The sequence below is a fragment of the Streptomyces populi genome (assembly GCF_002911015.1).
In the GTDB taxonomy this organism is placed as follows: domain Bacteria; phylum Actinomycetota; class Actinomycetes; order Streptomycetales; family Streptomycetaceae; genus Streptomyces; species Streptomyces populi.
This window is the reverse complement of the sequence record NZ_KZ626901.1, coordinates 1-25,720: the sequence shown is the minus strand read 5'-3', so window position 1 is coordinate 25,720 and position 25,720 is coordinate 1. Positions and strand designations below refer to the sequence as shown.

Genomic DNA, 25,720 nt, shown 5'->3' with positions numbered 1-25,720 from the left:
CTCGTTCCCGGCGAGGGCGGCCCCTCAGCCCAGGTGGGTCGGCGCGAACATCCTCAGCACCGCCGGCAGGACCACCACCGAGGGGCCGGGAGCGGCCAGGGCCTTCGCCAGGTCCTCCTCCAGCGTCTCGGGGGTCGTGCGGACTCCCGGGACGCCGAAGGACTCGGCCAGCGCCACGTAGTCGGGGCGGGCCAGCTCCGTCGCCGTGGCCTGGCCGAAGGCGTCGGTCATGTACTCGCGCAGGATGCCGTAGCCGCCGTCGTCGACGATCAGCCAGGTGACGTTCAGGTCGTACTGCCTGGCCGTGGCGAGTTCGGCGATCGAGTACAGCGCGCCGCCGTCGCCGGACACCGCGAGGACGGGGCGGGAGGGGTCGGCCGCCGCCGCGCCGAGCGCCGCCGGGAAGCCGTAGCCGAGGCCGCCGGCGCCCTGGGCGGAGTGCATGGTGTTGGCGCCGCGCGGGTCGAAGGCCGACCACGCCCAGTAGGCCAGGATCGTCATGTCCCAGAAGGACGGCGAACCGGCCGGCAGGGCGGCGCGGACGGAGGCCAGCAAGCCCTGTTCCAGGGTGAGTTCCTGTGCGGCGATGCGTTCCGCGACCCGGGCGAGGACGGTGCTCACGCGGTCCGCCGCCGTCGGATCGGGGCGTTCCTCCACCGTCTCCAGGAGCGCGGACAGCGCGAGGCGCGCGTCCGCGTGGATGCCGATCGCCGGGTGGTTGGACTCCAGCTTGCCGAGGTCGGCCTCGATCTGGATCACCCGGCCGCGGGGCTTGAACGTGTGGTAGTTCGAGGACAGTTCACCGAGGCCGGAGCCGACGACCAGCAGGACGTCCGCGTCCTCCAGGAAGTCGGTGGTGTGCCGGTCCTCCAGCCAGGACTGGAGCGAGAGCGGGTGCTCCCAGGGGAAGGCGCCCTTCCCGCCGAAGGTGGTGACGACCGGGGCGTTCAGCCTCTCGGCGAGCGCGCGCAGCTTGCCGGAAGCGTCCGCGCGCACGACCCCGCCGCCCGCGATGATCGCGGGACGGGCCGCCGAGGACAGCAGGTGGGCGGCCAGCGCGGTCAGTTCGGGGCGCGGGACGACGTCCTCCGGGGTCGCGTCCATCGCCGTGACCTGCGGCAGGTGGGTCTCGGCGAGCAGGACGTCCTGCGGGATCTCCACCCAGACCGGCCCGTGCGGGGCGGTCAGCGCCGACTCCCAGGCCGCCGCGATGGCGGAGGGGATCTGCGACTGCGTACGGACCGTGTGGACCGACTTCACCACGCCCCTGAACGAGGCCTGCTGGTCGGGCAGTTCGTGCAGATAGCCGTGCCGCCCGCCGCCGAGGCCCGCGGTCGGGACCTGGCTGCTGATGGCGAGGACGGGCGCCGAGGCGGCCCGCGCCTCCTGGAGCGCGGCGAGCGAGGTCAGCGCACCGGGGCCGGTGGAGAGCAGCAGCGGCGCGGCCTCGCCGGTGATCCGGCCGTAGGCGTCCGCGGCGAAGCCCGCGTTGTTCTCGACGCGCAGTCCGACGTACGTCAGGGACGAACGGCGCAGCGCGTCGAACATGCCGAGCGCGTGCTGGCCGGGCAGTCCGAAGACGGTGGTCGCGCCGAGACCGGAGAGGGTCTCCACGACCAGGTCTCCGCCGTTGCGGCCGGGGGGCGGGTTGAGCGCGGCCTCCGTCTGAGCCGCCGTCGGGCGGAGAACCAGGTCGTGGTCGTGGGTCACTTGCTCCGGGCCTCCGCGATCTGGCGGGACATGATGGTGGTCAGTTCGTACGCGGTGTGGGACGCGGCCACCGCGGTGATCTCGGCGTGGTCGTACGCGGGGGCGACCTCGACGACGTCGGCCGAGACCAGGTTGCAGGACGACAGTCCGCGCAGGATCTCCAGGAGTTCGCGGGAGGTCATGCCGCCCGCCTCCGGGGTGCCGGTGCCGGGCGCGTGCGCCGGGTCGAGGCAGTCGATGTCGATGGAGATGTAGAGCGGGCGGTTCCCGATGCGCTGGCGGAGCTGGTCGGCGACCTCGTCGGCACCGCGGCGGTAGACGTCCGCCGAGGTGACGATGCCGAAGCCCATCTTCTCGTCGTCGGTGAGGTCCTGCTTGCCGTACAGCGGGCCGCGGATGCCGACGTGGGAGAGCGCCTCGGTGTCGAGGATGCCCTCCTCGACGGCGCGGCGGAACGGGGTGCCGTGGGTGTACTCGGCGCCGAAGTAGGTGTCCCAGGTGTCGAGGTGCGCGTCGAAGTGGAGCAGCGCGACGGGACCGTGCTTCTTGGCCACGGAGCGCAGCAGGGGCAGCGCGATGGTGTGGTCGCCGCCGAGGGTCATCAGGCGGGCGCCGGTGCCGAGCAGTTCGTCCGCGGCGGCCTCGACCGTCTCCACGGCCTCGTTGATGTTGAACGGGTTCGCCGCGATGTCTCCGGCGTCCGCGACCTGCGCGAGGGCGAACGGGGAGGCGTCCTGCGCCGGGTTGTAGGGGCGCAGCAGCCGGGACGCCTCGCGGATCGCGTTGCCGCCGAAGCGGGCGCCCGGCCGGTACGAGACGCCGGAGTCGAACGGCACGCCGACGACGGCGACGTCGGTGGTGCCGACCTCGTCGAGGCGCGGTAGCCGGGCGAAGGTCGCGGGGCCGGCGTACCGCGGGATGCGGGACGAATCGACGGGGCCGCGGGGCGTCTCGTTGCTGCTCATGGGGTTTTGCCTTCTTTCCTACGCTTCGTCGCGTATGTACAACTAAGTACAAGTACTACGACTCTACTGGTGAACCGGGACCGGTTCGGACACGGGTTCGGCGTCACGGCCCGCGAGCCGCTCCCGCCAGGCGGCCAGCACCGCGGCGTCGGTCGCCGGCGTGGCCAGCGAGACGATCACGTACGCGGCCAGGGAGAGGAGGAGCCCGTAGTAGACGGGCTCGTTCGCCAGGATGCCGTACGAGGCCATCAGGCCGATGACGGCGAGACCACCGACGACGACGGAGGCGAGCGCGCCGTGCACCGTGCCGCGCTTCCACAGCAGACCGCCCAGGATCGGGACCAGCAGGCCGCCGACGAGCAGGTTGTAGGCGACGGTCAGCGCCTCGACCACGTTGTCGATCGCGATCGCCGTGCAGATCACGGCGATGCCCATGACCAGGATGAAGGCGCGGTTGCCCTTGACCTCGTCGTGGTCGCCCGCGGTGTCGCGCTTCACCACTCCGCGCAGCCGCGACCAGATGTCGTTGTTGGCGACGGTGGCGCAGGCGATCAGGGCGCCGGAGGAGGTGGACATCACGGCGGCGAGGGCCGCGGCGAGCACCAGTCCGCGCACACCGACGGGGAGTTCGTCCTTGACGATGGTCGCGAAGGCGGCGTCGGCGCTGGGCAGCTTCGGGTAGAGGACCTTGGCGGCCGTGCCGATGACGGCGCCGGCGAGGGCGTACACCAGGCAGTACGTGCCGGCCACGGTGCCGCCCCACTTGGCGGTCCGGTCGTTGCGCGCGGTGAACACGCGCTGCCAGATGTCCTGGCCGATCAGCATGCCGAAGGTGTAGATGAGGACGTAGGTGAAGATCGTCTCGCCGCCGATGCCCAGCGGGTCGAAGTACTCGGTGGGCAGCTTGGCCTTCATCTCCGAGAAGCCGCCGGCCTTGACGACCGCGATGGGCAGGAGCAGGAGCAGCACGCCGACCGTCTTGACCACGAACTGCACCATGTCGGTGAGGGTGATCGACCACATGCCGCCGAGGGTCGAGTAGGCGACGACGATCGAACCGCCGAGGACGATCGCGAGTGTCCGGTTCATGTCGAAGAGGACGTCGAAGATCGTGGCGTACGCGATGGTCGAGGTGACCGCGAGCATCAGCGTGTACGCCCACATCACGACCCCGGAGATGAGCCCGGCCCGGCCGCCGTAGCGCAGGTCGAGCATCTCGGAGACGGTGTAGACCTTCAGCCGGGCGATGCGGGCGGAGAAGAAGACGCTGAGCGCGAGCAGGCCGAGGCCGATGGTGAAGACCATCCAGGCGCCCGAGAGGCCGTACTGGTAGCCGAGGCCGACGCCGCCGATGGTGGACGCGCCGCCCAGGACGATGGCGGCCATGGTGCCGGAGTACATGACGGGCCCGAGCCGACGCCCCGCGACGAGGAAGTCGCTCTTGGACTTGGCGCGGCGCATGCCCCACCAGCCCATGGCCAGCATGCCGGCCAGATAGACGACGATCACTGTGTAGTCGACGGCCATGGGTCCTCCAGGCGTTCGGTGGCGTGTCGTGCGGGGATGCGGGGGACGAGCCGGCACGTGATCGCGGGGACATCCGCCCGTACCCGTGACTGCCGGTCGGGACCGACATTAGGTGGCCGGAAAGCGACTGCGAAGTGTACGTTTCATCCACTCGACGCGAACGGAATGGAGGAAAGGTCCACCATGCCGGAGGAGCCGCAGCCCCCGTCCGCACCGCTCTCGTCCACACCGCCCCCGGCCGCACCCGTCCCGGCCGTGCCGCCGACACCTCCGGTGCCGCTGTCGGCGCTCCTGGCCCGTGAGGACCTGGGCCTGCGCCTGATCGCCGGACCCGCGGAGCCCGACACGGTGATCCACTGGGCGCACACCTCGGAGATGGCCGACCTCTACCCGTACCTGCTGGGCGGCGAGCTGCTGCTGACGGCGGGGGTCCACGTGCCCGCCGCGGCCGATCGCGACGGGGACACCCCCGGCCCGGAGGAGTACTTCGACGGCTATGTCTCCCGGATCGTCGCGGCGGGCGGCGCGGCCCTGGGGTTCGGCCTGGCGCCGGTGCACGACACGGTCCCGCCCGCCCTCGTCGCGGCCTGCGACACCTACGGGCTGCCCCTCCTCGAGGTCCCGCCCCGGACGACGTTCTCCGGGGTCGCCCGCGCGGTGTGGCAGCTCATGGCCCAGGCCCGGCTGGCCGAGCTGCGCCGGGTGACCGAGGCCCAGCAGAGCCTGGCGGCCGCCGCCGCCCGCCCCGATCCGGTACCGGCGGTCCTGCGGCAGCTCGCCCGGCGGGTGGACGGCCGGGCGGCCCTGTACGGCCCGGAGGGCACGGAACTGGCCCACGCGGGGAGGCTCCCGGCGGACGCGGGGGTCCCCGGGGAGGCACTGGCCGAGCTCGTCGGCGTCGTGCGGCCCCGCGAGGACCGGGGTCCCGCCCCGGCCTCCGCGACCGACACCGTGGACGGCGTCCACCTCACGGCCTACGCCCTCGGCAGCGGCCGGGGCTTCGTCCTGGGCGTCGCGGCTCCGCGCCGCGACCCCGGCGACCACACGATCGCCTCCGTCGCGTCCGTGCTGCTCTCCCTGCTCACCGGGGAGCACCAGAGCGCGAGCGGGGCCGCGCGGACGGCGGCCCTGGTGCGGCTGCTGCTCGGGACGGCACCCGAGGCGGTGGCGCCCCTTCTCGGCGGTGAGCGGTGGGTGGTCGTGCACGCGCGCCCCGCCGGGGACGGCCCCGCCCCGGACGCCGTCTCCGCCTCCGCGCTGGCGGCGGCGCTGGGCTCCACGCTGGTGGACGCCGGCGACGACGGCGTCGTCCGCGTCCTCGTCCCCGGCGACCGCGCGCCCGCCGCGCAGCCGGGCTGGACCTGCGGGGTCAGCGCGCCCGCGGACCCGCGGGGCTGGGCGGCCGCCGACGCCCAGGCGGCCCGCGCGCTGGCCCGCGCCCGGGCCACCCGGGCGGCCGTCGTCCAGCACGGCGAGCGTCCCGCGCTCGCCGACCTCGTCCCCCCGGCGGACGCCGAGGACCACGCCCGGACCCTGCTCGCCCCCGTCGCCGGCACTCCCGCCCTGACCGAGACCCTGCGCACCTGGCTCTCCCTGCACGGCAGTTGGGACCGCACCGCGGTGGCCCTGTCCGTCCACCGCAACACCGTCCGCCAACGCGTCGCCCGCTGCGCCGCGTTGTTGGACGCCGACCTCGACGACCCGGACGTACGCATGGAGTTGTGGTTCGCGCTCAGGGAGGGCTGACCCCGGGGCGCCCTGGCCGTCCCCGTCGCCGGGCCCCCCGAGTGACGCGCGTCCCAGCGACGGGGACGGCCGCGCCCCGGGCCCGGGCGCACCGGCACAATGGTGCTATGCCGATACCCGGGACGCCCAGCCGCGCCGAACTCGTCGCCCACCTCGTGAAGACCCGTATCGCGGGCGATGTCGCCACGCCTCGCGAGAACAACCTCTCCCACTACCGCAAGCTGGCGAACGGCGAGCGCAACTGGTGGCTCGGTCTGGAACTCGGCGACCGCTGGAGCGACGAGCAGGACGTGCTCGCGGTGATGGCGGAGCGGGTCGGCGTCAGCGACGACCCGGAGCACCGCTACGGCCAGGACACCATCGACCCCGAGCTGACCGTGGACGCGCTGGACCGTCTCGCGGCCCGGCTGCGCAAGGCGGCCGAGGACCGGCAGCGGGTGCTGTTCGCGACCGGTCACCCCGGGGGGCTGCTGGACGTGCACCGGGCGACGGCCGCCGCCCTGCGCGCCGCCGGCTGCGAGATCGTGGTGATCCCGGACGGTCTGCAGACGGACGAGGGGTACGTCATGCAGTTCGCGGACGTGGCGGTCCTGGAGCACGGCGCCACGCTGTGGCACACCCACTCGGGCGAGCCGATGCGCGCGATCCTGACCGGGCTGGAGCGGGAGGGCAGACCGCTGCCCGACCTGGTCGTGGCCGACCACGGCTGGGCCGGCTACGCGGGCCGGCACGGGGTGGACTCCGTGGGCTACGCCGACAGCAACGACCCGGCGCTCTTCCTCGCCGAGTCCGAGGGCACGCTCCAGGTCGTGGTACCGCTCGACGACCACGTCCTCAGCCCGCGCCACTACGACCCGATGACGGCGTACCTGCTCAGGGAGGCGGGCCTGGCCTGAGGGTCCTCCCGCGCCCCCGGTCCGGATCCCGGTGACCGGTCCGGGGGCGCGCCCGGCACGGGCGCGCCCCCCGGGGAACGCCTACCGCGGGACGCGGACCACGCCCTCCTGGATCACCGAGATGGCCAGCCGGCCGTCCTGGGTGTAGATGCGGGCCTGGCCGAGGCCCCGGCCGCCCGACGCGGACGGCGACTCCTGGTCGTAGAGCAGCCATTCGTCGGCCCGGAACGGGCGGTGGAACCACATCGCGTGGTCCAGTGAGGCGCCGACGACGTCGCCGGTCACCCAGCCGCCGCGCCCGTGGGCGAGCAGGATGGAGTCGAGGAGCGTCATGTCCGAGACGTAGGTCGCGAGGACGACGTGCAGCAGAGGGTCGTCCGCGAGCTTGCCGTTGGTGCGGAACCACACCTGGGAGCGCGGCTCGCGGGCCTCGCCGACGGTGGCGTACGGCGGCGCGTCGACGTAGCGCAGGTCGACGGACTCGCGGGCTTCCAGGATGCGCTCCACGACGTCGGCGTCGGTGAAGACGTCGGCGTACAGCGGCAGTTGCTCGGCGGTCGTGGGCAGCGTCTCCGGGTCGGGCGCGGGCGGCATCGGGGCCTGGTGCTCCATGCCCTCCTCGTACGCCTGGAAGGACGCGGAGAGGTGGAAGATCGGCTGTCCGTGCTGGACCGCGACCACCCTGCGGGTGGTGAAGGAGCGGCCGTCGCGGATGCGGTCCACCGAGTACACGATGGGTGCGCCGGGGTCGCCGATCCGCAGGAAGTACGCGTGCAGGGAGTGGGCGAGCCGGTCCTCGGGGACCGTCCGCCCGGCGGCCACGAGGGCCTGGGCCGCGACCTGTCCGCCGAAGACCCGTGGGACGACGGCGGACCGGGAACGGCCGCGGAAGATGTTCTCCTCGATCCGCTCGAGGTCGAGCAGATCGAGGAGAGACTGAAGTGCCTCGCTCATAAGGCAGTTGTACCGCGCAGCCTTTTCGCGGACCTTACAGGCCCATGTCCTTGGCGATGATCGTCTTCATGATCTCGCTGGTGCCGCCGTAGATGCGGTTGACCCGGTTGTCCGCGTACAGACGGGCGATCGGGTACTCGTTCATGAAGCCGTAGCCGCCGTGCAGCTGGAGGCAGCGGTCGATGACGCGGTGCGCGACCTCGGTGCAGAACAGCTTGGCGCTGGCGGCCTCGGCCGGGGTCAGCTCACCGGCGTCGAGGGCCTCCAGGGCGCGGTCGGCGACGGCCTCGGCCGCGTCCACCTCGGCCTGGCAGGCGGCCAGCTCGAACTTGGTGTTCTGGAAGTGGGCGACCGGCTTGCCGAAGACGGTGCGCTCCTGGACGTACTCCTTGGCGAACCGGACCGCGGCCTTGGCCTGCGCGTAGGCGCCGAAGGCGATGCCCCAGCGCTCGGAGGCGAGGTTGTGGCCGAGGTAGTAGAAGCCCTTGTTCTCCTCGCCGAGCAGGTCCTCGACGGGCACCTTCACGTCGACGAACGCCAGCTCGGCGGTGTCGGAGGTCTTCAGGCCGAGCTTGTCGAGCTTGCGACCGATGGAGTAGCCCTCGGACTTGGTGTCCACGGCGAACAGCGAGATGCCGTGGCGGCGGTCCTCGGCGGTGGGCGCGGAGGTGCGGGCGCAGACGATCACGCGGTCGGCGTGGACGCCGCCGGTGATGAAGGTCTTGGCGCCGTTGAGGACGTAGTGCGTGCCGTCCTCGGAGAGCTTGGCGGTGGTCTTCATGCCCGCGAGGTCGGAGCCGGTGCCCGGCTCGGTCATCGCGAGGGCCCACATCTCCTCGCCGGAGACGAACTTCGGCAGGAACCGCTTCTTCTGCTCGTCGCTGGCGAGCATCTTGATGTAGGGCAGGCCGAGCAGCACGTGCACGCCGGAGCCGCCGAAGGTGATGCCCGCGCGGGCGGTCTCCTCGTACACGACGGCCTCGAACTTGTACGAGTCGATGCCGGCACCGTCGTACTCCTCGTCGACACGGATGCCGAAGACACCCAGCTCGCCGAGCTTGTGGTAGAAGTCGCGCGGCGCCTGGCCGGCGGCGAGCCACTCGTCGTAGACCGGGACGACCTCGGTCTCGATGAAGGCGCGCAGGGTCTCCCGGAACGCCTCGTGGTCCTCGTTGAACACAGTACGGCGCACCGCCGCCACCTCCGCCTGAATACCTGAGTCATGTCTAAGCGCTTGCTCATTTATCAGGTTACCCGCCGGTCACGAGCGCCGTCCAGGGGTCACCCCCCGAGACGCTCGTCACGCCCCAGGGGTCACACCGGCCGCTCCGAACGCCCCCCGCGCCATCCGGTGCAGCAGCTCGGCCGTGCCCGTGCGCCCCGGGAGCGCGCCCGGCCGCCCCAGGTGCGGGGTCGAGTTGAGCAGGCCGAAGACCGAGTGCACGGCCGACCGGGCGGCCGGCTCGGTCAGCTCCGGGTACACCTCGCGGACCACCTCCACCCACAGCTCCACGTACTGGCGCTGGAGCTGGCGCACGAGCTTGCGGTCGCTGTCCCGCAGGCGGTCCAGCTCCCGGTCGTGCAGGGTGATCAGGGGACGGTCGTCGAGCGCGAAGTCGATGTGCCCCTCGATCAGCGAGTCCAGGAGGCCCTCGGCGCCTCCCTCGGCCTCCGCGACCCGGCGCCGGCCGCCCGTGAGCAGCTGCCCGCTGATGCCCACCAGCAGTTCGGCGAGCATCGCGTCCTTGCCGGCGAAGTGCCGGTAGAGACCGGGGCCGCTGATGCCGACCGCCGCTCCTATCTCATCCACTCCCACGCCGTGGAAACCACGTTCGGCGAAGAGCCGCGCGGCCTCCCTGAGGATCTGCTCGCGCCGGGTGGGGGCGTCGGTTCTGGTGGCCATGAAAACAATTCTAGACATCACGGTTAGCGGTCGTTAACCTGAAGGAGTTGCGTTAACGCTCATTAACTAGTGGACCACTGGTGAGGGGACCGCAGGATGCAAGAGGCACCGGAGCTGACGAGCGCGGCGGATCCCGCGTCGGAGGCCTGGAGGGCCAACGAGGCGGCGCACCGCGCGCTGGGCGAGGAGCTGCGCGCCAAGCTGGCCGCGGCGCGGCTCGGCGGCGGCGAGAAGGCACGCGCGCGGCACACCGCGCGCGGCAAGCTGCTGCCCCGCGACCGCGTGGACACCCTGCTCGACCCCGGCTCCCCGTTCCTGGAGCTGGCGCCGCTCGCCGCCGACGGGATGTACGACGGAGCGGCCCCGGCCGCCGGTGTCATCGCCGGGATCGGCCGGGTGAGCGGGCGCGAGTGCGTGATCGTCGCCAACGACGCCACCGTCAAGGGCGGCACGTACTACCCGATGACGGTGAAGAAGCACCTGCGCGCCCAGGAGGTGGCGCTGGAGAACCGTCTGCCCTGCGTGTACCTCGTCGACTCCGGGGGCGCCTTCCTGCCCATGCAGGACGAGGTGTTCCCCGACCGCGAGCACTTCGGGCGGATCTTCTACAACCAGGCGCGGATGTCCGGCGCCGGGATCCCGCAGATCGCGGCCGTCCTCGGTTCCTGCACGGCCGGCGGCGCCTACGTGCCCGCGATGAGCGACGAGGCCGTGATCGTGCGCAACCAGGGGACGATCTTCCTGGGCGGTCCGCCGCTGGTGAAGGCCGCCACCGGCGAGGTCGTCACGGCCGAGGAGCTGGGCGGCGGCGAGGTCCACTCCCGCGTGTCGGGCGTCACCGACCACCTCGCGGAGGACGACGCGCACGCGCTGCGGATCGTGCGGAACATCGTGGCCACGCTCCCCGCGCGCGGAAGCCTCCCCTGGTCGGTGGAGCCCCCGGCCGAACCCAAGGTCGACCCGTACGGGCTGTACGGCGCGGTGCCGGTCGACTCCCGCACCCCCTACGACGTGCGCGAGGTCATCGCGCGCGTGGTCGACGGCTCGCGCTTCTCCGAGTTCAAGGCCGAGTTCGGCCAGACCCTGGTCACCGGCTTCGCGCGGATCCACGGGCACCCGGTCGGGATCGTCGCCAACAACGGCATCCTGTTCTCCGAGTCGGCCCAGAAGGGCGCCCACTTCATCGAGCTGTGCGACCAGCGCGGCATCCCGCTGGTGTTCTTGCAGAACATCTCCGGGTTCATGGTGGGCCGCCAGTACGAGGCCGGCGGCATCGCCAAGCACGGCGCGAAGATGGTGACGGCCGTGGCCTGCACCCGGGTGCCGAAGCTGACCGTCGTGATCGGCGGTTCGTACGGCGCGGGCAACTACTCGATGTGCGGCCGGGCCTATTCGCCGCGCTTCCTGTGGATGTGGCCGGGCGCCAAGATCTCCGTGATGGGCGGCGAGCAGGCCGCATCCGTCCTCGCGACCGTCAAGCGCGACCAGATCGAGGCGCGCGGGGACTCCTGGCCGGCGGCGGACGAGGAGGACTTCAAGGACCCGATCCGCCGGCAGTACGAGCAGCAGGGCAACGCCTACTACGCGAGCGCCCGGCTCTGGGACGACGGCGTGATCGACCCGCTGGAGACCCGGCAGGTCCTCGGACTCGCCTTGACCGCCTGCGCCAACGCGCCCCTGGGTGACCCCCAGTTCGGCGTCTTCCGGATGTGAGGGGACCCATGTTTGACACGGTGCTTGTGGCCAACCGGGGCGAGATCGCCGTCCGCGTCATCCGCACCCTGCGCGCGCTCGGCGTGCGCTCGGTGGCCGTCTTCTCGGACGCCGACGCCGACGCCCGGCACGTCCGGGAGGCCGACACCGCGGTGCGGATCGGACCGGCGCCCGCGTCGGAGAGCTATCTGTCCATCGAGGCACTGCTGGAGGCGGCGGCCCGCACCGGCGCCCGGGCGGTCCACCCGGGGTACGGCTTCCTCGCCGAGAACGCCGCCTTCGCGCGGGCCTGCGCCGAGGCCGGACTGGTCTTCATCGGCCCGTCCGCCGAGGCGATCTCCCTGATGGGCGACAAGATCCGCGCCAAGGAGACGGTGAAGGCGGCCGGCGTCCCGGTCGTCCCCGGCTCCTCGGGCAGCGGTCTGACGGACGCGGAGCTGATCGCGGCCGCCCGCGAGATCGGCGTCCCGGTGCTGCTGAAGCCCAGCGCGGGCGGCGGCGGCAAGGGCATGCGCCTGGTGCGCGACGCCGGGGTCCTGGCCGACGAGATCGCCGCCGCCCGGCGCGAGGCCCGGGCCTCCTTCGGCGACGACACGCTGCTCGTCGAGCGCTGGGTCGACCGGCCCCGGCACATCGAGATCCAGGTCCTGGCGGACGGGCACGGCAACGTCGTGCACCTGGGCGAGCGCGAGTGCTCCCTCCAGCGCCGCCACCAGAAGATCATCGAGGAGGCGCCCAGCGTGCTCCTCGACGAGGCCACCCGGGCCGCGATGGGGGAGGCGGCCGTCCAGGCGGCCCGCTCCTGCGGCTACCGGGGCGCGGGCACGGTGGAGTTCATCGTCCCCGGCGGCGACCCGTCGTCGTACTACTTCATGGAGATGAACACCCGCCTCCAGGTGGAGCACCCGGTCACCGAGCTGGTGACCGGCCTCGACCTCGTCGAGTGGCAGCTCCGCGTCGCCGCCGGCGAGCACCTGCCGTACGAGCAGGACGACATCACCCTCACCGGGCACGCCGTGGAGGCCCGGATCTGCGCCGAGGACCCGGCGCGCGGCTTCCTCCCCTCCGGCGGCACCGTGCTCGCGCTGCACGAGCCCCAGGGCGACGGGGTGCGCACCGACTCGGGCCTGACGGAGGGCACCGAGGTCGGCAGCCTCTACGACCCGATGCTCTCCAAGGTCATCGCGTACGGCCCCGACCGCCCCACCGCCCTGCGCAGGCTCCGGGCCGCCCTCGCCGAGACGGTCACCCTCGGGGTCCAGACGAACGCGGGCTTCCTGCGCCGGCTGCTGGCCCACCCGGCCGTGGTCGCGGGCGACCTGGACACCGGTCTGGTCGAGCGGGAGGCGGACGGCCTGGTCCCGGACGGGGTGCCCGAGGAGGTGTACGAGGCGGCGGCGGCCGTCCGGCTCGCCGAGCTGGCCCCGGCGGACGAGGGCTGGAGAGACCCGTTCTCGGTGCCGAGCGGCTGGCGGCTCGGCGGCACGCCGAAGCCGGTGGGCTTCTCCCTGCGGGTCCTGGACCCCGTGGAGTACACCCCGCGCGGCACCCACACGGTCACCGCCGACCGGGTCGCGGTGACGCTGGACGGGGTGCGGCACACCTTCCACCGCGCCGCCGACTGGGTCGGCCGCGACGGCGACGCCTGGCACGTGCGCGACCACGACCCGGTGGCCGCCGCGCTCACCGGATCGGCGCACGCCGGTGCCGACTCGCTGACCGCGCCGATGCCCGGCACCGTGACCGTCGTGAAGGTCGCCGTCGGGGACGAGGTGGTGGCCGGTCAGAGCCTGCTCGTGGTCGAGGCGATGAAGATGGAGCACGTCATCTCCGCGCCGCACGCCGGGACGGTCAGCGAGCTGGACGTCACACCGGGCACGACGGTCGCCATGGACCAGGTCCTCGCGGTCATCACTCCCGCGGAGGAGGAGACGGCGTGAGCACCTCCGAGATCGGCCTGCCGATGGCCGTGCCGGCCCAGGACCTGCCCGCCCGGGTCCGGATCCACGAGGTCGGCGCGCGCGACGGGCTACAGAACGAGAAGGCGACCGTACCGACCGAGGTGAAGGCGGAGTTCATCCGGCGCCTCGCGGACGCGGGGCTGACCACGATCGAGGCGACCAGCTTCGTCCACCCCCGGTGGGTTCCCCAACTGGCGGACGCCGAGCAGCTGTTCCCCCAGGTCGCCGATCTGCCGGTGACGCTTCCGGTGCTGGTGCCGAACGAGCGCGGGCTGGAGCGGGCGCTGGCGCTCGGCGCCCGGCACGTGGCCGTCTTCGCCAGCGCGACGGAGTCCTTCGCGAAGGCCAACCTCAACCGGACGGTCGACGAGTCGCTCGCCATGTTCGAGCCGGTGGTACACCGCGCGAAGGACGCCGGCAGCGCGGTCCGCGGCTACGTCTCGATGTGCTTCGGCGACCCCTGGGAGGGGCCCGTCCCGGTCCACCAGGTCGTCCGCGTCTGCAAGGCGCTGCGGGACATGGGCTGTGACGAGCTGAGCCTCGGCGACACGATCGGCGTGGCGACGCCGGGCCATGTGCAGTCCCTGCTCGCCGAGCTGAACGAGGAGGGCGTGCCCACCAGCGCCCTCGCCGTGCACTTCCACGACACCTACGGCCAGGCGCTCTCCAACACCCTGGCCGCCCTCCAGCACGGCGTCGCCACCGTCGACGCCTCCGCGGGCGGCCTCGGCGGCTGCCCGTACGCGAAGTCCGCGACGGGCAACCTCGCGACGGAAGACCTCGTGTGGATGCTCCAGGGCCTCGGTATCGACACCGGGGTCGACCTCGGCCGCCTCACCGCCACGAGCGTGTGGATGGCCGGACGACTGGGCCGACCCAGCCCATCCCGCACCGTCAAAGCACTCGGTAAAACGACACAGTCCCACCAGGAGTGAACACCATGTCCCTGGACCACCGCCTCTCCCCCGAACTCGAGGAACTCCGCCGCACGGTGGAGGAGTTCGCCCACGACGTCGTGGCACCGAAGATCGGCGACTTCTACGAACGGCACGAGTTCCCGTACGAGATCGTGCGGGAGATGGGCCGCATGGGCCTGTTCGGGCTGCCGTTCCCCGAGGAGTACGGCGGCATGGGCGGCGACTACCTCGCCCTCGGCATCGCCCTGGAGGAGCTGGCCCGGGTCGACTCCTCCGTGGCCATCACCCTGGAGGCGGGCGTCTCGCTGGGCGCCATGCCGCTCCACCTCTTCGGCACCGAGGAGCAGAAGCGCGAGTGGCTGCCGCGGCTGTGCTCCGGCGAGATCCTGGGCGCCTTCGGCCTGACCGAGCCGGACGGCGGCTCGGACGCGGGCGCGACCCGCACGACGGCCCGCCTCGACCCCGAGACGGACGAATGGGTCATCAACGGCAGCAAGTGCTTCATCACCAACTCGGGCACGGACATCACGGGTCTGGTGACGGTCACCGCGGTCACCGGCCGCAAGCCCGACGGCAAGCCGCTGATCTCCGCGATCATCGTGCCCTCCGGCACCCCCGGCTTCACGGTCGCGGCCCCGTACTCGAAGGTCGGCTGGAACGCCTCCGACACCCGTGAGCTGTCCTTCACGGACGTGCGCGTCCCGGCGGCCAACCTGCTCGGCGAGGAGGGCCGCGGCTACGCGCAGTTCCTGCGCATCCTGGACGAGGGCCGCATCGCCATCGCGGCGCTGGCCACGGGGCTCGCGCAGGGCTGTGTCGACGAGTCGGTCAAGTACGCCAAGGAACGGCACGCCTTCGGACGCTCGATCGGCGCCAACCAGGCGATCCAGTTCAAGATCGCCGACATGGAGATGAAGGCCCACATGGCCCGCGTGGGCTGGCGCGACGCCGCGTCCCGCCTGGTCGCCGGCGAGCCCTTCAAGAAGGAGGCGGCGGTCGCCAAGCTGTACTCCTCCACCATCGCGGTCGACAACGCCCGTGACGCCACGCAGGTCCACGGCGGCTACGGCTTCATGAACGAGTACCCGGTCGCCCGCATGTGGCGCGACTCCAAGATCCTGGAGATCGGCGAGGGCACGAGCGAGGTCCAGCGGATGCTGATCGCCCGGGAGCTGGGGCTGGTGGGCTGACCTTCACGCACGACCGGCACGACCGGCACGCCGCGGCCACCGACGGGCACCCGCCCGCCGGTGGCCGCGGCGCGTCCGGCACCGCCCGCGGGACCGGACCGCGTCCGTCGGGTTCGAGCCACGGTCAACCGGGCAGGGATGCGGGCGAGTCGAGGCGCCAGGGCGTCCGCCCCGCCGACCGTGGCCGCGATGTCGCCACGTCAACGGCCGTACCGCACGGGCGGACCACGGGCCCGGCCGCGGCACCCGCCCCCTGGACAAGAACTGAGGTTAGGCTAACCTACCTTTGAACTCGTCCGGCGGGCGCTTCCCGCCCCGTGCCGAAAGCAGCCACACATGTCCAACGCCCGTGCCACCCACCTCACCCGCCGCGGCGTCCTCGCCGCGGGCGGCGCCCTCGGCCTCGGCGCCGCCCTCGCCGCCTGCGGCGACGACAAGGACTCGAAAAGCGGTGGCCCGGAGTCGACGAAGGCCGCCGAGAAGTCCGGCCCCTGGACGTTCAAGGACGACCGCGGCACGACCGTGAAGCTGGACAAGGTCCCGGCGAACATCGTCGCCTTCACCGGTGTCGCCGCCGCCCTGTTCGACTACGGCGTCGAGGTCAAGGGCGTGTTCGGCCCGACGACGACCAAGGACGGCAAGGCCGACGTCCAGGCCGGCGACATGGACGTCAGCAAGCTGACCGTCCTCGGCAACGAGTGGGGCCAGTTCAACATCGAGAAGTACGCGGGCCTCGCGCCCGACGTGCTCATCTCCACGATGTTCGACGGCGCGGGCACCCTCTGGTACGTCCCCGAGGAGTCCAAGGACAAGATCCTCAAGCTGGCCCCGAGCGTCGGCGTCTCCGTCTACGACCGTCAGATGCCCGCGTCGCTGGAGCGCATGTACGCGCTCGCCGAGTCCCTCGGCGCCGACGTGAAGTCCGCGAAGATCGTCGAGGCGAAGAAGAAGTTCGAGACGGCCGCCGAGCGGCTGCGCAAGGCCGCCAAGGCCCGCCCGGAGATCAAGGTGCTCGCCGGCAGCGCGAGCCAGGACATCTTCTACGTCTCCGGCTCCAACCTCTCCATCGACCTCGAGTACTTCAAGGCCCTCGGCGTGAACATCGTCGAGCCCTCCGCCAAGGCCCTGAAGGCCAGCGGCGGCTGGTTCGAGAACCTGAGCTGGGAGAACGTCGACAAGTACCCGGCCGACATCATCATCATGGACGACCGCAGCGCGACCATCCAGCCGGCCGACATCACCGAGGCCACCTGGAAGAAGCTGCCCGCCGTCAAGGCCGGCCAGGTCATCGCCCGGACGCCCGAGGCGATCCTGTCGTACGACAAGTGCACCCCGATCCTCGACAAGCTCGCCGAGGCCATCGAGAACGCGAAGAAGGTCGCCTGACCCCCTCCGTGTCCGCCTGAAGCCACCTCAGGAGCACTCATGACGACGGCCGTGGCCGCCCCGTTCCGTTTCTTCTCCCTCCGGGTCGTACGGACGAGGCGGCTCGGCCCGTCCCTGGTCCGGGTGACCTTCGCGGGACCCGATCTGCACGCGTTCCACTCCCACGGACGCGACCAGTCGCTCTCGCTGTTCCTGCCGCACCCCGGCCAGAGCGAACCGGCCGTCCCGGTGGAGCTCGGTGACGGGTGGTGGCAGGGCTGGCGCGAACTGCCGGACGACGTACGGGCGGTGATGCGCTCGTACACCCTGCGGGCGCTGCGCCGCGACCCCGACGAGATCGACATCGACTTCGCGCTGCACGGCCTGGAGCCGGGCACGGCCACCCCCGCGGGGCCCGCCTCGCGCTGGGCGTCCGGGGCGCGGGCCGGTGACCGCGTCGTGCTGCTCGGGCCCGCCGTCGAGGACAACCGCGCCATCCGCTTCCGGCCGCCCGCGGACACCGATCTCGTGGTCCTGTGGGGCGACGAGACGGCCGTCCCCGCCGTCTCCGCCATCCTCGAGTCCCTGCCGGCCGGCCGGCGCGTCCGGGCCTGGCTGGAGGTGCACCACGCCGCCGACATCCAGGACCTGGCGACGGCGGCCGACGCCGAGATCACCTGGCTCGTACGGGACGAGCGCTCCGACCCGGGCGCTCCCCTGGCGCTCGACGCGCTGCGGGCAGCCGCGCTCCCGCCCGCCGAGGCCCCGTACGCCTGGATCGCGGGCGAGTCCGGCTGCGTGAGGGAGCTGCGCCGCCATCTGGTGCACGAGCGGGGCGTCGACCGCCGGCGGGTCACCTTCGTGGGCTACTGGCGGCGGGGACTGAGCGAGGAGCAACTGCGGGAGCAGGGCGAGTAGTTCGCGAAAACCGGCGCGCCTCCCGGAAACCCCCGCGGAGCGAGACGTGGATCACGAAAGGCGCAGGTGGGGCGGGGTCGCACGTTCGACTTAGGTTAGGCTAACCTAAGTTGAACGTCGCGACCTCGCCCCATCTTCTTGTCCCGCTCGGACTCTCCCCCGCACGGAGGACCCCCACATGCGCTCGCACCTGCTCAACGACACCACCGCGGACCGGTATCGCCGCTCCGTGACCGAAGGCGTCGAGCGGGTGGCGGCCAGACTCGCCACCACCGACCGCCCGTTCACGGGTGTCACGGTCGACGAACTCACTCCCCGCATCGAGCGGATCGACCTCGACAAGCCCCTGCACGACACCACGGCCGTTCTCGACGAGCTGGAGGAGGTCTACCTCCAGGACGCGATCTACTTCCACCACCCCCGCTACCTCGCCCACCTCAACTGCCCGGTCGTCATCCCGGCCGTGCTCGGCGAGGCCGTCCTGTCCGCCGTCAACTCCTCGCTGGACACCTGGGACCAGTCGGCCGGCGGCACCCTGATCGAGCGCCGGCTCATCGACTGGACCAACGAGCGGATCGGTCTCGGCCCGGCCGCCGACGGCGTGTTCACCAGCGGCGGCAGCCAGTCCAACCTCCAGGCCCTGCTGCTGGCCCGCGAGGAGGCGAAACTCGGCGAGGAGGACGGGGAGGCGGGAGACGGCCTCGGCCGACTGCGCGTCTTCGCCTCCGAGGTCAGCCACTTCAGCGTCAAGAAGTCGGCCAAACTCCTCGGCCTCGCCGCCGACGCCGTCGTCTCGATCCCCGTCGACCACGACAAGCGCATGCAGACGGTCGCCCTCGCCCACGAGCTGGAGCGCTGCCGGGCGGAGGGCCTGGTCCCCATGGCGGTCGTCGCCACCGCGGGCACCACCGACTTCGGCTCCATCGACCCGCTGCCCGAGATCGCCGAACTGTGCTCCCAGTTCGGGACCTGGATGCACGTGGACGCGGCCTACGGCTGCGGACTGCTCACCTCGCTGAAGAACCGGGACCGCATCGACGGCATCGAGCGGGCCGATTCCGTCACCGTCGACTACCACAAGTCCTTCTTCCAGCCCGTGAGTTCCTCGGCCGTGCTGGTCCGTGACGCCTCGACCCTGCGCCACGCCACCTACCACGCGGAGTACCTCAACCCGCGCCGCATGGTCACCGAGCGCATCCCCAACCAGGTCGACAAGTCCCTCCAGACCACCCGGCGCTTCGACGCGCTGAAGCTGTGGATGACCCTGCGCACGATGGGCGCCGACGGCATCGGCGAACTCTTCGACGAGGTCTGCGACCTGGCCGCCGAGGGCTGGAAGATCCTCGCCGCCGACCCGCGCTTCGACGTCGTCGTGGAGCCCTCGCTCTCCACCCTCGTCTTCCGGTACATCCCGGCCGCCGTCACCGACCCGGCCGAGATCGACCGCGCCAACCTGTACGCCCGCAAGGCCCTGTTCGCCTCCGGCGACGCCGTCGTCGCGGGCACCAAGGTCGGCGGACGCCACTACCTGAAGTTCACCTTGCTCAACCCCGAGACCACGAGGGACGACATCGCCGCCGTCCTCGATCTGATCGCCGGCCACGCCGAGCAGTACCTGGGAGAGTCCCTTGACCGCGCTTGCTGAATCCACGGACACCACCTACGACTTCGTGGGGATCGGGCTCGGCCCCTTCAACCTCGGCCTCGCCTGCCTGACCGAGCCGATCGCCGAACTCAGCGGTGTCTTCCTGGAGTCGAAGCCCCACTTCGAGTGGCACTCCGGCATGTTCCTGGACGGCGCGCACCTACAGACCCCGTTCATGTCGGACCTGGTCACCCTCGCCGACCCGACGTCCCCGTACTCCTTCCTCAACTACCTGAAGGAATCGGGCCGTCTGTACGCGTTCTACATCCGCGAGAACTTCTACCCGCTGCGGGTCGAGTACGACGACTACTGCCGCTGGGCCGCGGACAAGCTGAGCAGCGTCCGCTTCGGGACGACGGTCACCGAGGTGACGTACGACGAGGGCGAGGAGCTGTACGTCGTACGGACGCGAGGGGGCGACACCTACCGCGGCCGACGGCTCGTCCTCGGCACCGGCACCGTGCCCTTCGTCCCGGAGGCCTGCCAGGACCTCGGCGGCGACTTCTTCCACACCGCGCAGTACATGCACCGCAAGGCGGAGCTCGCCGGGAAGAAGTCGATCACGATCGTCGGCAGCGGCCAGAGCGCCGCGGAGATCTACTACGAACTGCTCTCCGGGATCGACGTCCACGGCTACCAGCTCAACTGGGTCACCCGCTCCCCGCGGTTCTTCCCGCTGGAGTACACCAAGCTGACCCTGGAGATGACGTCCCCGGACTACATCGACTACTTCAGCGCGCTGCCCGAGGACACCCGCTACCGGCTGGAGAAGCAGCAGAAGGGCCTGTTCAAGGGCATCAACGGCGACCTCATCGACGCGATCTTCGACCTGCTGTACCAGAAGAACGTCGAGAGCGGCGACCGCCCGGTCCCCACCCGGCTGCTCACCAACTCCACCCTGCGCAGCGCCCGTCACGAGAACGGCACCTACCGGCTGGGCCTGCGCCAGGACGAGCAGGGCAAGGACTACGAGATCGACACCGAGGGCCTGATCCTGGCCACCGGCTACCACTACGCGGCCCCGGCCTTCCTCGAGCCGGTCAAGGACCGCCTCCGCCTCGACGGCCACGGACGGTACGACGTGGCCCGCAACTACTCCATCGACGTCACCGGCCGCGGGGTCTTCCTCCAGAACGCCGGCGTGCACACCCACAGCATCACGTCCCCGGACCTCGGCATGGGCCCGTACCGCAACGCGTCCATCATCCGTGAGCTGCTCGGCACCGAGTACTACCCGGTCGAGAAGACCATCGCGTTCCAGGAGTTCGCCGTATGACCATCACGACCACCGTAGGCACCTTCACCGTCCGCCCCCTCGACCCCGTCGAGGACGCACCGCTGCTGCACCGCTGGGTGACGCACCCCAAGGCCGCCTTCTGGATGATGCAGGAGGCGAAACTGCACGACGTGGAGCGCGAGTACATGGCCATCGCGGCGAGCGAGCACCACGAGGCGTTCCTCGGCCTGCTGGACGGCGAGCCCGTCTTCCTGATGGAGCGCTACGACCCCCGCCACGTCGAACTCGTCGGCCTCTACGAGCCGGAGCCGGGCGACGTCGGCATGCACTTCCTGGTCGCCCCGAGCGACACGCCCGTGCACGGCTTCACCCGGGCCGTGATCACCGCGGTGGTGGAGCACCTCTTCGCCGACCCGGCCACCCGCCGGGTGGTCGTCGAGCCCGACGTGGCCAACACGGCCGTGCACGCCCTCAACGAGGCCGTCGGCTTCGTGCCCGTGCGGGAGATCCAGAAGCCGGAGAAGAAGGCGCTGCTGAGCTTCTGCACCCGGGAGCAGTTCGAGAAGGCGGTGGCCGCGTGAACCCCGCCGAGAGCGCAGCCCACCTCTCCCCCGAACGCTGGGCGGCCGCCGAGCGCCTCCTCGTCCGCAAGGCGCTCGCCGAGTTCGCGCACGAGCGGCTGATCACCCCGCGGAGCCTGCCGGACGGCCGCTACGAGGTCACCGGCGACAACGGGACGACGAGCTACCGGTTCACCGCGACCCGGCGCCTGCTCGACCACTGGCAGGTGGCCGCCGAGTCCATCACCCGGCACCGCGACGGCACCGAACTCCCGCTGTCGGCACTGGACTTCTTCATCGAGCTGAAGGAGTCACTCGGCCTGAGCGACGAGATCCTGCCGGTCTACCTGGAGGAGATCTCTTCCACCCTCGCGGGCACCTGCTACAAGCTCACCAAGCCGCGGATCACCGTGCGCGAGCTGGCCGGCTCCGGTTTCCAGGCCATCGAGACCGGCATGACCGAGGGGCACCCCTGCTTCGTCGCCAACAACGGGCGGCTGGGCTTCGGTGTGCACGACTACCTCGCCTACGCCCCCGAGACCGCGAGCCCCATCCGGCTGGTGTGGCTGGCGGCGCACCGCTCCCGGGCCGCCTTCACGGCGGGCGTCGGCATCGAGTACGAGTCCTTCGTGCGCGCCGAACTGGGCCCGGAGACGGTCGAACGGTTCGACGGGATCCTGCGCGGACAGGGGCTCGACCCCGAGGACTACCTCCTCATACCCGTCCACCCCTGGCAGTGGCACAACAAGCTGTCCGTGACGTTCGCCGCCGAGGTCGCCCAGCGGCGCCTGGTCCCGCTCGGCGAGGGCGACGACGAGTACCTGGCCCAGCAGTCCATCCGGACGTTCTTCAACACCAGCAGCCCGCACAAGCACTACGTGAAGACGGCGCTGAGCGTCCTCAACATGGGCTTCATGCGCGGTCTGTCCGCCGCCTACATGGAGGCGACCCCGGCCATCAACGACTGGCTGGTCCAGCTCGTCGAGAACGACCCGGTGCTGAAGTCGACCGGTCTGTCGGTCATCCGGGAGCGGGCGGCCGTCGGCTACCGGCACCTGGAGTACGAGGCGGCCACCGACCGGTACTCCCCGTACCGCAAGATGCTGGCCGCGCTGTGGCGCGAGAGTCCCGTCCCCTCGCTCCGGGAGGGCGAGTCCCTGGCGACGATGGCCTCCCTCGTCCATGTCGACCACGAGGGTTCCTCGTTCGCGGCCGCGCTGATCGAGCGGTCGGGCCTCACGCCGGTGGAGTGGCTGCGCGGCTACCTGCACGCCTACCTCACCCCGCTGCTGCACAGCTTCTACGCCTACGACCTGGTCTACATGCCGCACGGCGAGAACGTCATCCTGGTCCTGGAGGACGGGGCGGTGCGGCGGGCGGTCTACAAGGACATCGCCGAGGAGATCGCGGTCATGGACCCGCAGGCGGTGCTGCCGCCCGCGGTCGAGCGGATCCGGGTCGACGTCCCCGAGGACACGAAGCTGCTGTCGATCTTCACGGACGTCTTCGACTGCTTCTTCCGCTTCCTGGCCGCCCAGCTCGCGGACGAGGGGGTCCTCGCCGAGGAGGACTTCTGGCGGACGGTCGCCGAGTCGGTGCGCGCCTACCAGGAGGCGACGCCCGAGCTGGAGGACAAGTTCCGGCAGTACGACCTGTTCGCGCCGGAGTTCGCGCTGTCCTGCCTCAACCGGCTCCAGCTGCGCGACAACCGGCAGATGGTCGACCTGGCCGATCCCTCGGGCGCCCTGCAACTGGTCGGCACCCTGAAGAACCCGATCGCCGGGTTCTGAGCACCGGGCTCCTGGCGCGTCCAGGAGCCCCGCGTACGGGCGGGCGCCCCGGAGACGGGCCGCCGGGGCGCCCGTCGGCGTTCCGTCTACCGCGCGGGCCAGGGAACCTGGGGCGAGCGGTAATACGCGATGCCGAGCGCGTCCCAGCGGGGCGCCTGGGCGGCGAGGCGCACCTTGTAGGTGTCCCAGTCGTGCGTGGAGGCGGGGGACCAGCCGAGTTCGGCGGCCCCGGGCAGCCTCGGGAAGGCCATGACGTCGATGTCCGCGGAGCTCCGGATCGTCTCCGTCCACAGCGGCGCCTCGACGCCCCTGACGGCCGAGGCGGGCACGCCGGAGAGGTAGCCGCCCGGGTCCCAGTCGTAGGCCCGCCGCACCTCCACCAGACCGGCCCAGTCCTGCCCGAGCGGGGTGTCGGCGGTGTACTTCATGTCGAGGTAGAGCCGGTCCGCGGGCGACAGCACGACCCCGGTCCCGTTCCGCGCGGCGCGGGCGACCTGCTCCTTCTCCTCGGCACCGGTGTCGTCGAGCCCCCAGTACTGCGCGACGGCGCCCTTCGCCGGAGCGGCCCCGGTCAGCTGGTGCCAGCCCATCACCTTCTTGCCGTACTTCGCGACGAGGGGCTGCACCTTGTCCATGAAGGCCACGTAGTCGGCGTGGCTCGTGGAGTGCGCCTCGTCGCCGCCGATGTGGAGGTACGCGCCGGGCGTGATCGCCGCGAGCTCGCGGATCACGTCCTCCACGAAGGCGTACGTCCTCGGCTCGCCGACGCACAGCGAGCTGAAGCCGACCTCCGTGCCGGTGTAGAGCGGCGGCGCGACCCCGTCGCAGTTCAGGTCCGCGTACGAGGAGAGGGCCGCGTTGGTGTGTCCGGGCATGTCGATCTCCGGGACGACCTCCAGATAGCGCGAGGCGGCGTACCGGACGATCTCGCGGTAGTCGGCCTTGGTGTAGAAGCCGCCCGGTCCGCCGCCGACCTGGGTGGAGCCGCCGTGGGCCGCCAGCCGGGGCCAGGAGTCGACGGCGATGCGCCAGCCCTGGTCGTCGCTCAGGTGCAGGTGCAGCTTGTTGACCTTGTACAGCGCCAGTTCGTCGATGTAGCGCTTCACCTGGGCGACGGTGAAGAAGTGCCGGGAGACGTCGAGCATGGCCCCGCGGTACGCGTAGCGCGGGGTGTCCGTGATGGTGCCGCCGGCGATCAGCCAGGGCCCGTGCTGGACGGACTTCTTCTCGACGGCGGCGGGCAGCAGCTGACGCAGGGTCTGGACGCCGTGGAAGAGGCCCGCGGGCCTGCCGGCCGTGATGGTGACGCCCGAGGCGCCGCTGTCGAGCCGGTAGCCCTCGTCGCCCAGTCCCTTGCCGCCGAGCCGGAGCCGGATGCCTCCCGCGCCGCCCGGGCCGACCGGCAGCCGGTAGCCGGTGGAGGGCCGCAGGACGTCCGCGAGGTACTCGCCGACCGCGCGGGCTTCGCGCGAGCCGTCGACGCGGATGCGGGTGTCACCGGTGAGGCGGTACGGGGCTCCGCCCGGCTCGACGGACGCGGGGGCCGGGACGACATGGACCGGCGGGGCGGCGGCCCGGGTGTGCGGTGCCGCGCCGACGAGGGAGGTACCCGCCGCCGCCACGAGCAGCAGCGTGCCGAGAAGCCGGGGCGTTCTGTGGTGCTGTCTCACATGCGCTCCCTGTGGTCGAGATCTCGGATTGGTCGAGACCACTTTGCCTCAGTCGCGGTGGAACAATCCTCCCCATGGCGGAAATCATCCAGCGGGACGGCACATGGATCTTCGACGGGGACGCCCTGCGGCTGACCCCGGGACGGGACAAGAACGTCGGTCTGCTGCGTCGGACGCTGGGTGAGATCACCGTGCCGCTGGGCGCGTTGGCGGGCATATCCCTGGAGCAGGGCAAGAAGACCGGGCGGCTCAGACTCCGGCTGCGCGACGGCGCCGACCCGCTGCTCCAGGCGACCGGCGGCAAGCTCACGGAGCCGAACGACCCGTACCAGCTCACGGTGGAGGCCGACCGTCTCGGCGTCGCCGAGTACTTCGTGGACGAGGTCCGGAGCGCGCTGCTGCTCGACCAGGTTCCCTCCGGCCCGGTGGACGGCTATCTGCTGCCCGGTCCGGCGGTGCCGCTGTCAGCGTCCGCGGGCGACGGCACGGCGAGCTTCGACGGTGAGCGCGTACGCCTGGAGTGGAACTGGAAGACGGAGGACGCGAAGTCCGCGTCGGGTGCCCGCGCCCTCGCCCTCGGGGACATCACGGCCGTCGAGTGGCGGCCCGCGGCCGGGCTGGAGAACGGCTGTCTGCGCTTCACCGTGCGTGGCGCCGGCACCGAGGCGCCGCCGAAGTACGACCCCAACTCCGTGGAGCTGTGGGGCTTCAAGAAGGACCCGCTGATGGCGCTGGTCGCGGCGGCCGTGCAGGTGAGGCTGCCGCACCCGGCGGCGGCCGGGGACCGGCCGGTCCTGGAGCCGGCCGGGGAGGCGGACCCGGGTCCCGGACCCGGGTCCGACCACGACGCCCTCCTGCGCAGGCTGCGCGAACTGGGCGAGCTGCACAAGGAGGGCGTCCTGACGGACGAGGAGTTCGCCCTGGCCAAGCAGGCGGTCCTCAAGCGCCTGTGAAGACGGGCTCGGACGAGTACCGCCGCTCGCGGGAGGGGCATCCTCTCGGCGAGCAGCCGCCGCTCGGGTACGCCCATGCTTGACATCCTCCCCCTCTTAA

At 71.7% G+C, this 25,720-nt stretch carries 20 protein-coding genes; 13 read left to right on the top strand and 7 right to left on the bottom strand.

What is annotated here, in order from left to right:
* Positions 1–24 precede the first annotated feature (24 nt).
* The 3 genes from CW362_RS27140 to CW362_RS27130 all read right to left on the bottom strand — a co-directional run bounded on the left by CW362_RS27140 (position 25) and on the right by CW362_RS27130 (position 4,202).
* The gene (locus CW362_RS27140) at positions 25–1,710 is read right to left on the bottom strand and encodes a thiamine pyrophosphate-binding protein (protein ID WP_103552178.1); all 1,686 of its coding nucleotides are present in this window, start codon (positions 1,708–1,710) and stop codon (positions 25–27) included.
* Entirely contained in the window at positions 1,707–2,675 is a 969-nt protein-coding gene (speB, locus tag CW362_RS27135) for an agmatinase (protein WP_103552177.1), read from the bottom strand. Before speB ends, CW362_RS27140 begins: the two co-directional genes overlap by 4 nt.
* Positions 2,676–2,738: 63 nt before the next feature.
* On the bottom strand, positions 2,739–4,202 hold the full coding sequence (locus tag CW362_RS27130) for a sodium:solute symporter family protein (protein WP_103552176.1): 1,464 nt from the start codon (positions 4,200–4,202) through the stop codon (positions 2,739–2,741).
* A gap of 183 nt (positions 4,203–4,385) precedes the next feature.
* Here CW362_RS27130 and CW362_RS27125 point away from each other — a divergent pair, with 183 nt between their 5' ends.
* Both CW362_RS27125 and CW362_RS27120 read left to right on the top strand, forming a co-directional pair.
* Positions 4,386–5,948: a PucR family transcriptional regulator gene (locus CW362_RS27125; protein WP_103552175.1), complete on the top strand. Its 1,563-nt coding sequence runs from the start codon at positions 4,386–4,388 to the stop codon at positions 5,946–5,948.
* 107 nt (positions 5,949–6,055) lie between these two features.
* Positions 6,056–6,844 carry a phosphatase gene (locus CW362_RS27120; RefSeq protein WP_103552174.1) on the top strand — a complete coding sequence of 263 codons (789 nt, stop codon included), beginning with the start codon at positions 6,056–6,058 and terminating at the stop codon, positions 6,842–6,844.
* Positions 6,845–6,925: 81 nt separating this feature from the next.
* Here CW362_RS27120 and tesB read toward each other — a convergent pair whose 3' ends face one another.
* The 3 genes from tesB to CW362_RS27105 all read right to left on the bottom strand — a co-directional run bounded on the left by tesB (position 6,926) and on the right by CW362_RS27105 (position 9,701).
* Positions 6,926–7,798 carry an acyl-CoA thioesterase II gene (gene tesB, locus CW362_RS27115; protein WP_103552173.1) on the bottom strand — a complete coding sequence of 291 codons (873 nt, stop codon included), beginning with the start codon at positions 7,796–7,798 and terminating at the stop codon, positions 6,926–6,928.
* Positions 7,799–7,832: 34 nt separating this feature from the next.
* Positions 7,833–8,990, bottom strand: a complete 1,158-nt coding sequence (locus CW362_RS27110) for an acyl-CoA dehydrogenase family protein (RefSeq protein WP_103552199.1) — start codon at positions 8,988–8,990, stop codon at positions 7,833–7,835.
* A 108-nt stretch (positions 8,991–9,098) separates the two neighbouring features.
* Positions 9,099–9,701, bottom strand: coding sequence for an SACE_7040 family transcriptional regulator (locus CW362_RS27105; protein WP_103552172.1), 603 nt, complete (start codon positions 9,699–9,701; stop codon positions 9,099–9,101).
* A 96-nt stretch (positions 9,702–9,797) separates the two neighbouring features.
* Between CW362_RS27105 and CW362_RS27100 the strand changes: the two genes are divergently transcribed.
* The 10 genes from CW362_RS27100 (at position 9,798) to CW362_RS27055 (ending at position 22,997) form a co-directional block, all read left to right on the top strand.
* Complete coding sequence (locus tag CW362_RS27100; protein ID WP_103552171.1) at positions 9,798–11,414, top strand: carboxyl transferase domain-containing protein; 1,617 nt, start codon at positions 9,798–9,800, stop codon at positions 11,412–11,414.
* An 8-nt stretch (positions 11,415–11,422) separates the two neighbouring features.
* The gene (locus CW362_RS27095; protein WP_103552170.1) at positions 11,423–13,354 is read left to right on the top strand and encodes an acetyl/propionyl/methylcrotonyl-CoA carboxylase subunit alpha; all 1,932 of its coding nucleotides are present in this window, start codon (positions 11,423–11,425) and stop codon (positions 13,352–13,354) included.
* Complete coding sequence (locus CW362_RS27090) at positions 13,351–14,310, top strand: hydroxymethylglutaryl-CoA lyase (RefSeq protein ID WP_240658065.1); 960 nt, start codon at positions 13,351–13,353, stop codon at positions 14,308–14,310. Before CW362_RS27095 ends, CW362_RS27090 begins: the two co-directional genes overlap by 4 nt.
* A gap of 11 nt (positions 14,311–14,321) precedes the next feature.
* Positions 14,322–15,482, top strand: a complete 1,161-nt coding sequence (locus tag CW362_RS27085; protein ID WP_103552197.1) for an acyl-CoA dehydrogenase family protein — start codon at positions 14,322–14,324, stop codon at positions 15,480–15,482.
* A gap of 336 nt (positions 15,483–15,818) precedes the next feature.
* Positions 15,819–16,868 (top strand): ABC transporter substrate-binding protein, encoded by a 1,050-nt coding sequence (locus tag CW362_RS27080; protein WP_103552169.1) that lies wholly within the window; start codon positions 15,819–15,821, stop codon positions 16,866–16,868.
* A gap of 39 nt (positions 16,869–16,907) precedes the next feature.
* On the top strand, positions 16,908–17,765 hold the full coding sequence (locus CW362_RS27075; protein WP_103552168.1) for a siderophore-interacting protein: 858 nt from the start codon (positions 16,908–16,910) through the stop codon (positions 17,763–17,765).
* Positions 17,766–17,943: 178 nt separating this feature from the next.
* Positions 17,944–19,410 carry a lysine decarboxylase DesA gene (gene desA, locus CW362_RS27070; protein ID WP_103552167.1) on the top strand — a complete coding sequence of 489 codons (1,467 nt, stop codon included), beginning with the start codon at positions 17,944–17,946 and terminating at the stop codon, positions 19,408–19,410.
* Positions 19,394–20,686 carry a lysine N(6)-hydroxylase/L-ornithine N(5)-oxygenase family protein gene (locus CW362_RS27065; RefSeq protein WP_103552166.1) on the top strand — a complete coding sequence of 431 codons (1,293 nt, stop codon included), beginning with the start codon at positions 19,394–19,396 and terminating at the stop codon, positions 20,684–20,686. The genes desA and CW362_RS27065 overlap by 17 nt, the downstream gene beginning before the upstream one ends.
* Positions 20,683–21,228, top strand: a complete 546-nt coding sequence (locus tag CW362_RS27060) for a GNAT family N-acetyltransferase (protein WP_103552165.1) — start codon at positions 20,683–20,685, stop codon at positions 21,226–21,228. Before CW362_RS27065 ends, CW362_RS27060 begins: the two co-directional genes overlap by 4 nt.
* Positions 21,225–22,997 (top strand): IucA/IucC family protein, encoded by a 1,773-nt coding sequence (locus tag CW362_RS27055; protein WP_103552164.1) that lies wholly within the window; start codon positions 21,225–21,227, stop codon positions 22,995–22,997. Before CW362_RS27060 ends, CW362_RS27055 begins: the two co-directional genes overlap by 4 nt.
* Positions 22,998–23,083: 86 nt before the next feature.
* Here the strand turns inward: CW362_RS27055 and CW362_RS27050 are convergent, their stop codons facing one another.
* Positions 23,084–24,667: a beta-N-acetylhexosaminidase gene (locus tag CW362_RS27050; protein WP_103552163.1), complete on the bottom strand. Its 1,584-nt coding sequence runs from the start codon at positions 24,665–24,667 to the stop codon at positions 23,084–23,086.
* 74 nt (positions 24,668–24,741) lie between these two features.
* Here CW362_RS27050 and CW362_RS27045 point away from each other — a divergent pair, with 74 nt between their 5' ends.
* Positions 24,742–25,620 (top strand): DUF4429 domain-containing protein, encoded by an 879-nt coding sequence (locus CW362_RS27045; RefSeq protein ID WP_103552162.1) that lies wholly within the window; start codon positions 24,742–24,744, stop codon positions 25,618–25,620.
* Positions 25,621–25,720 lie beyond the last annotated feature (100 nt).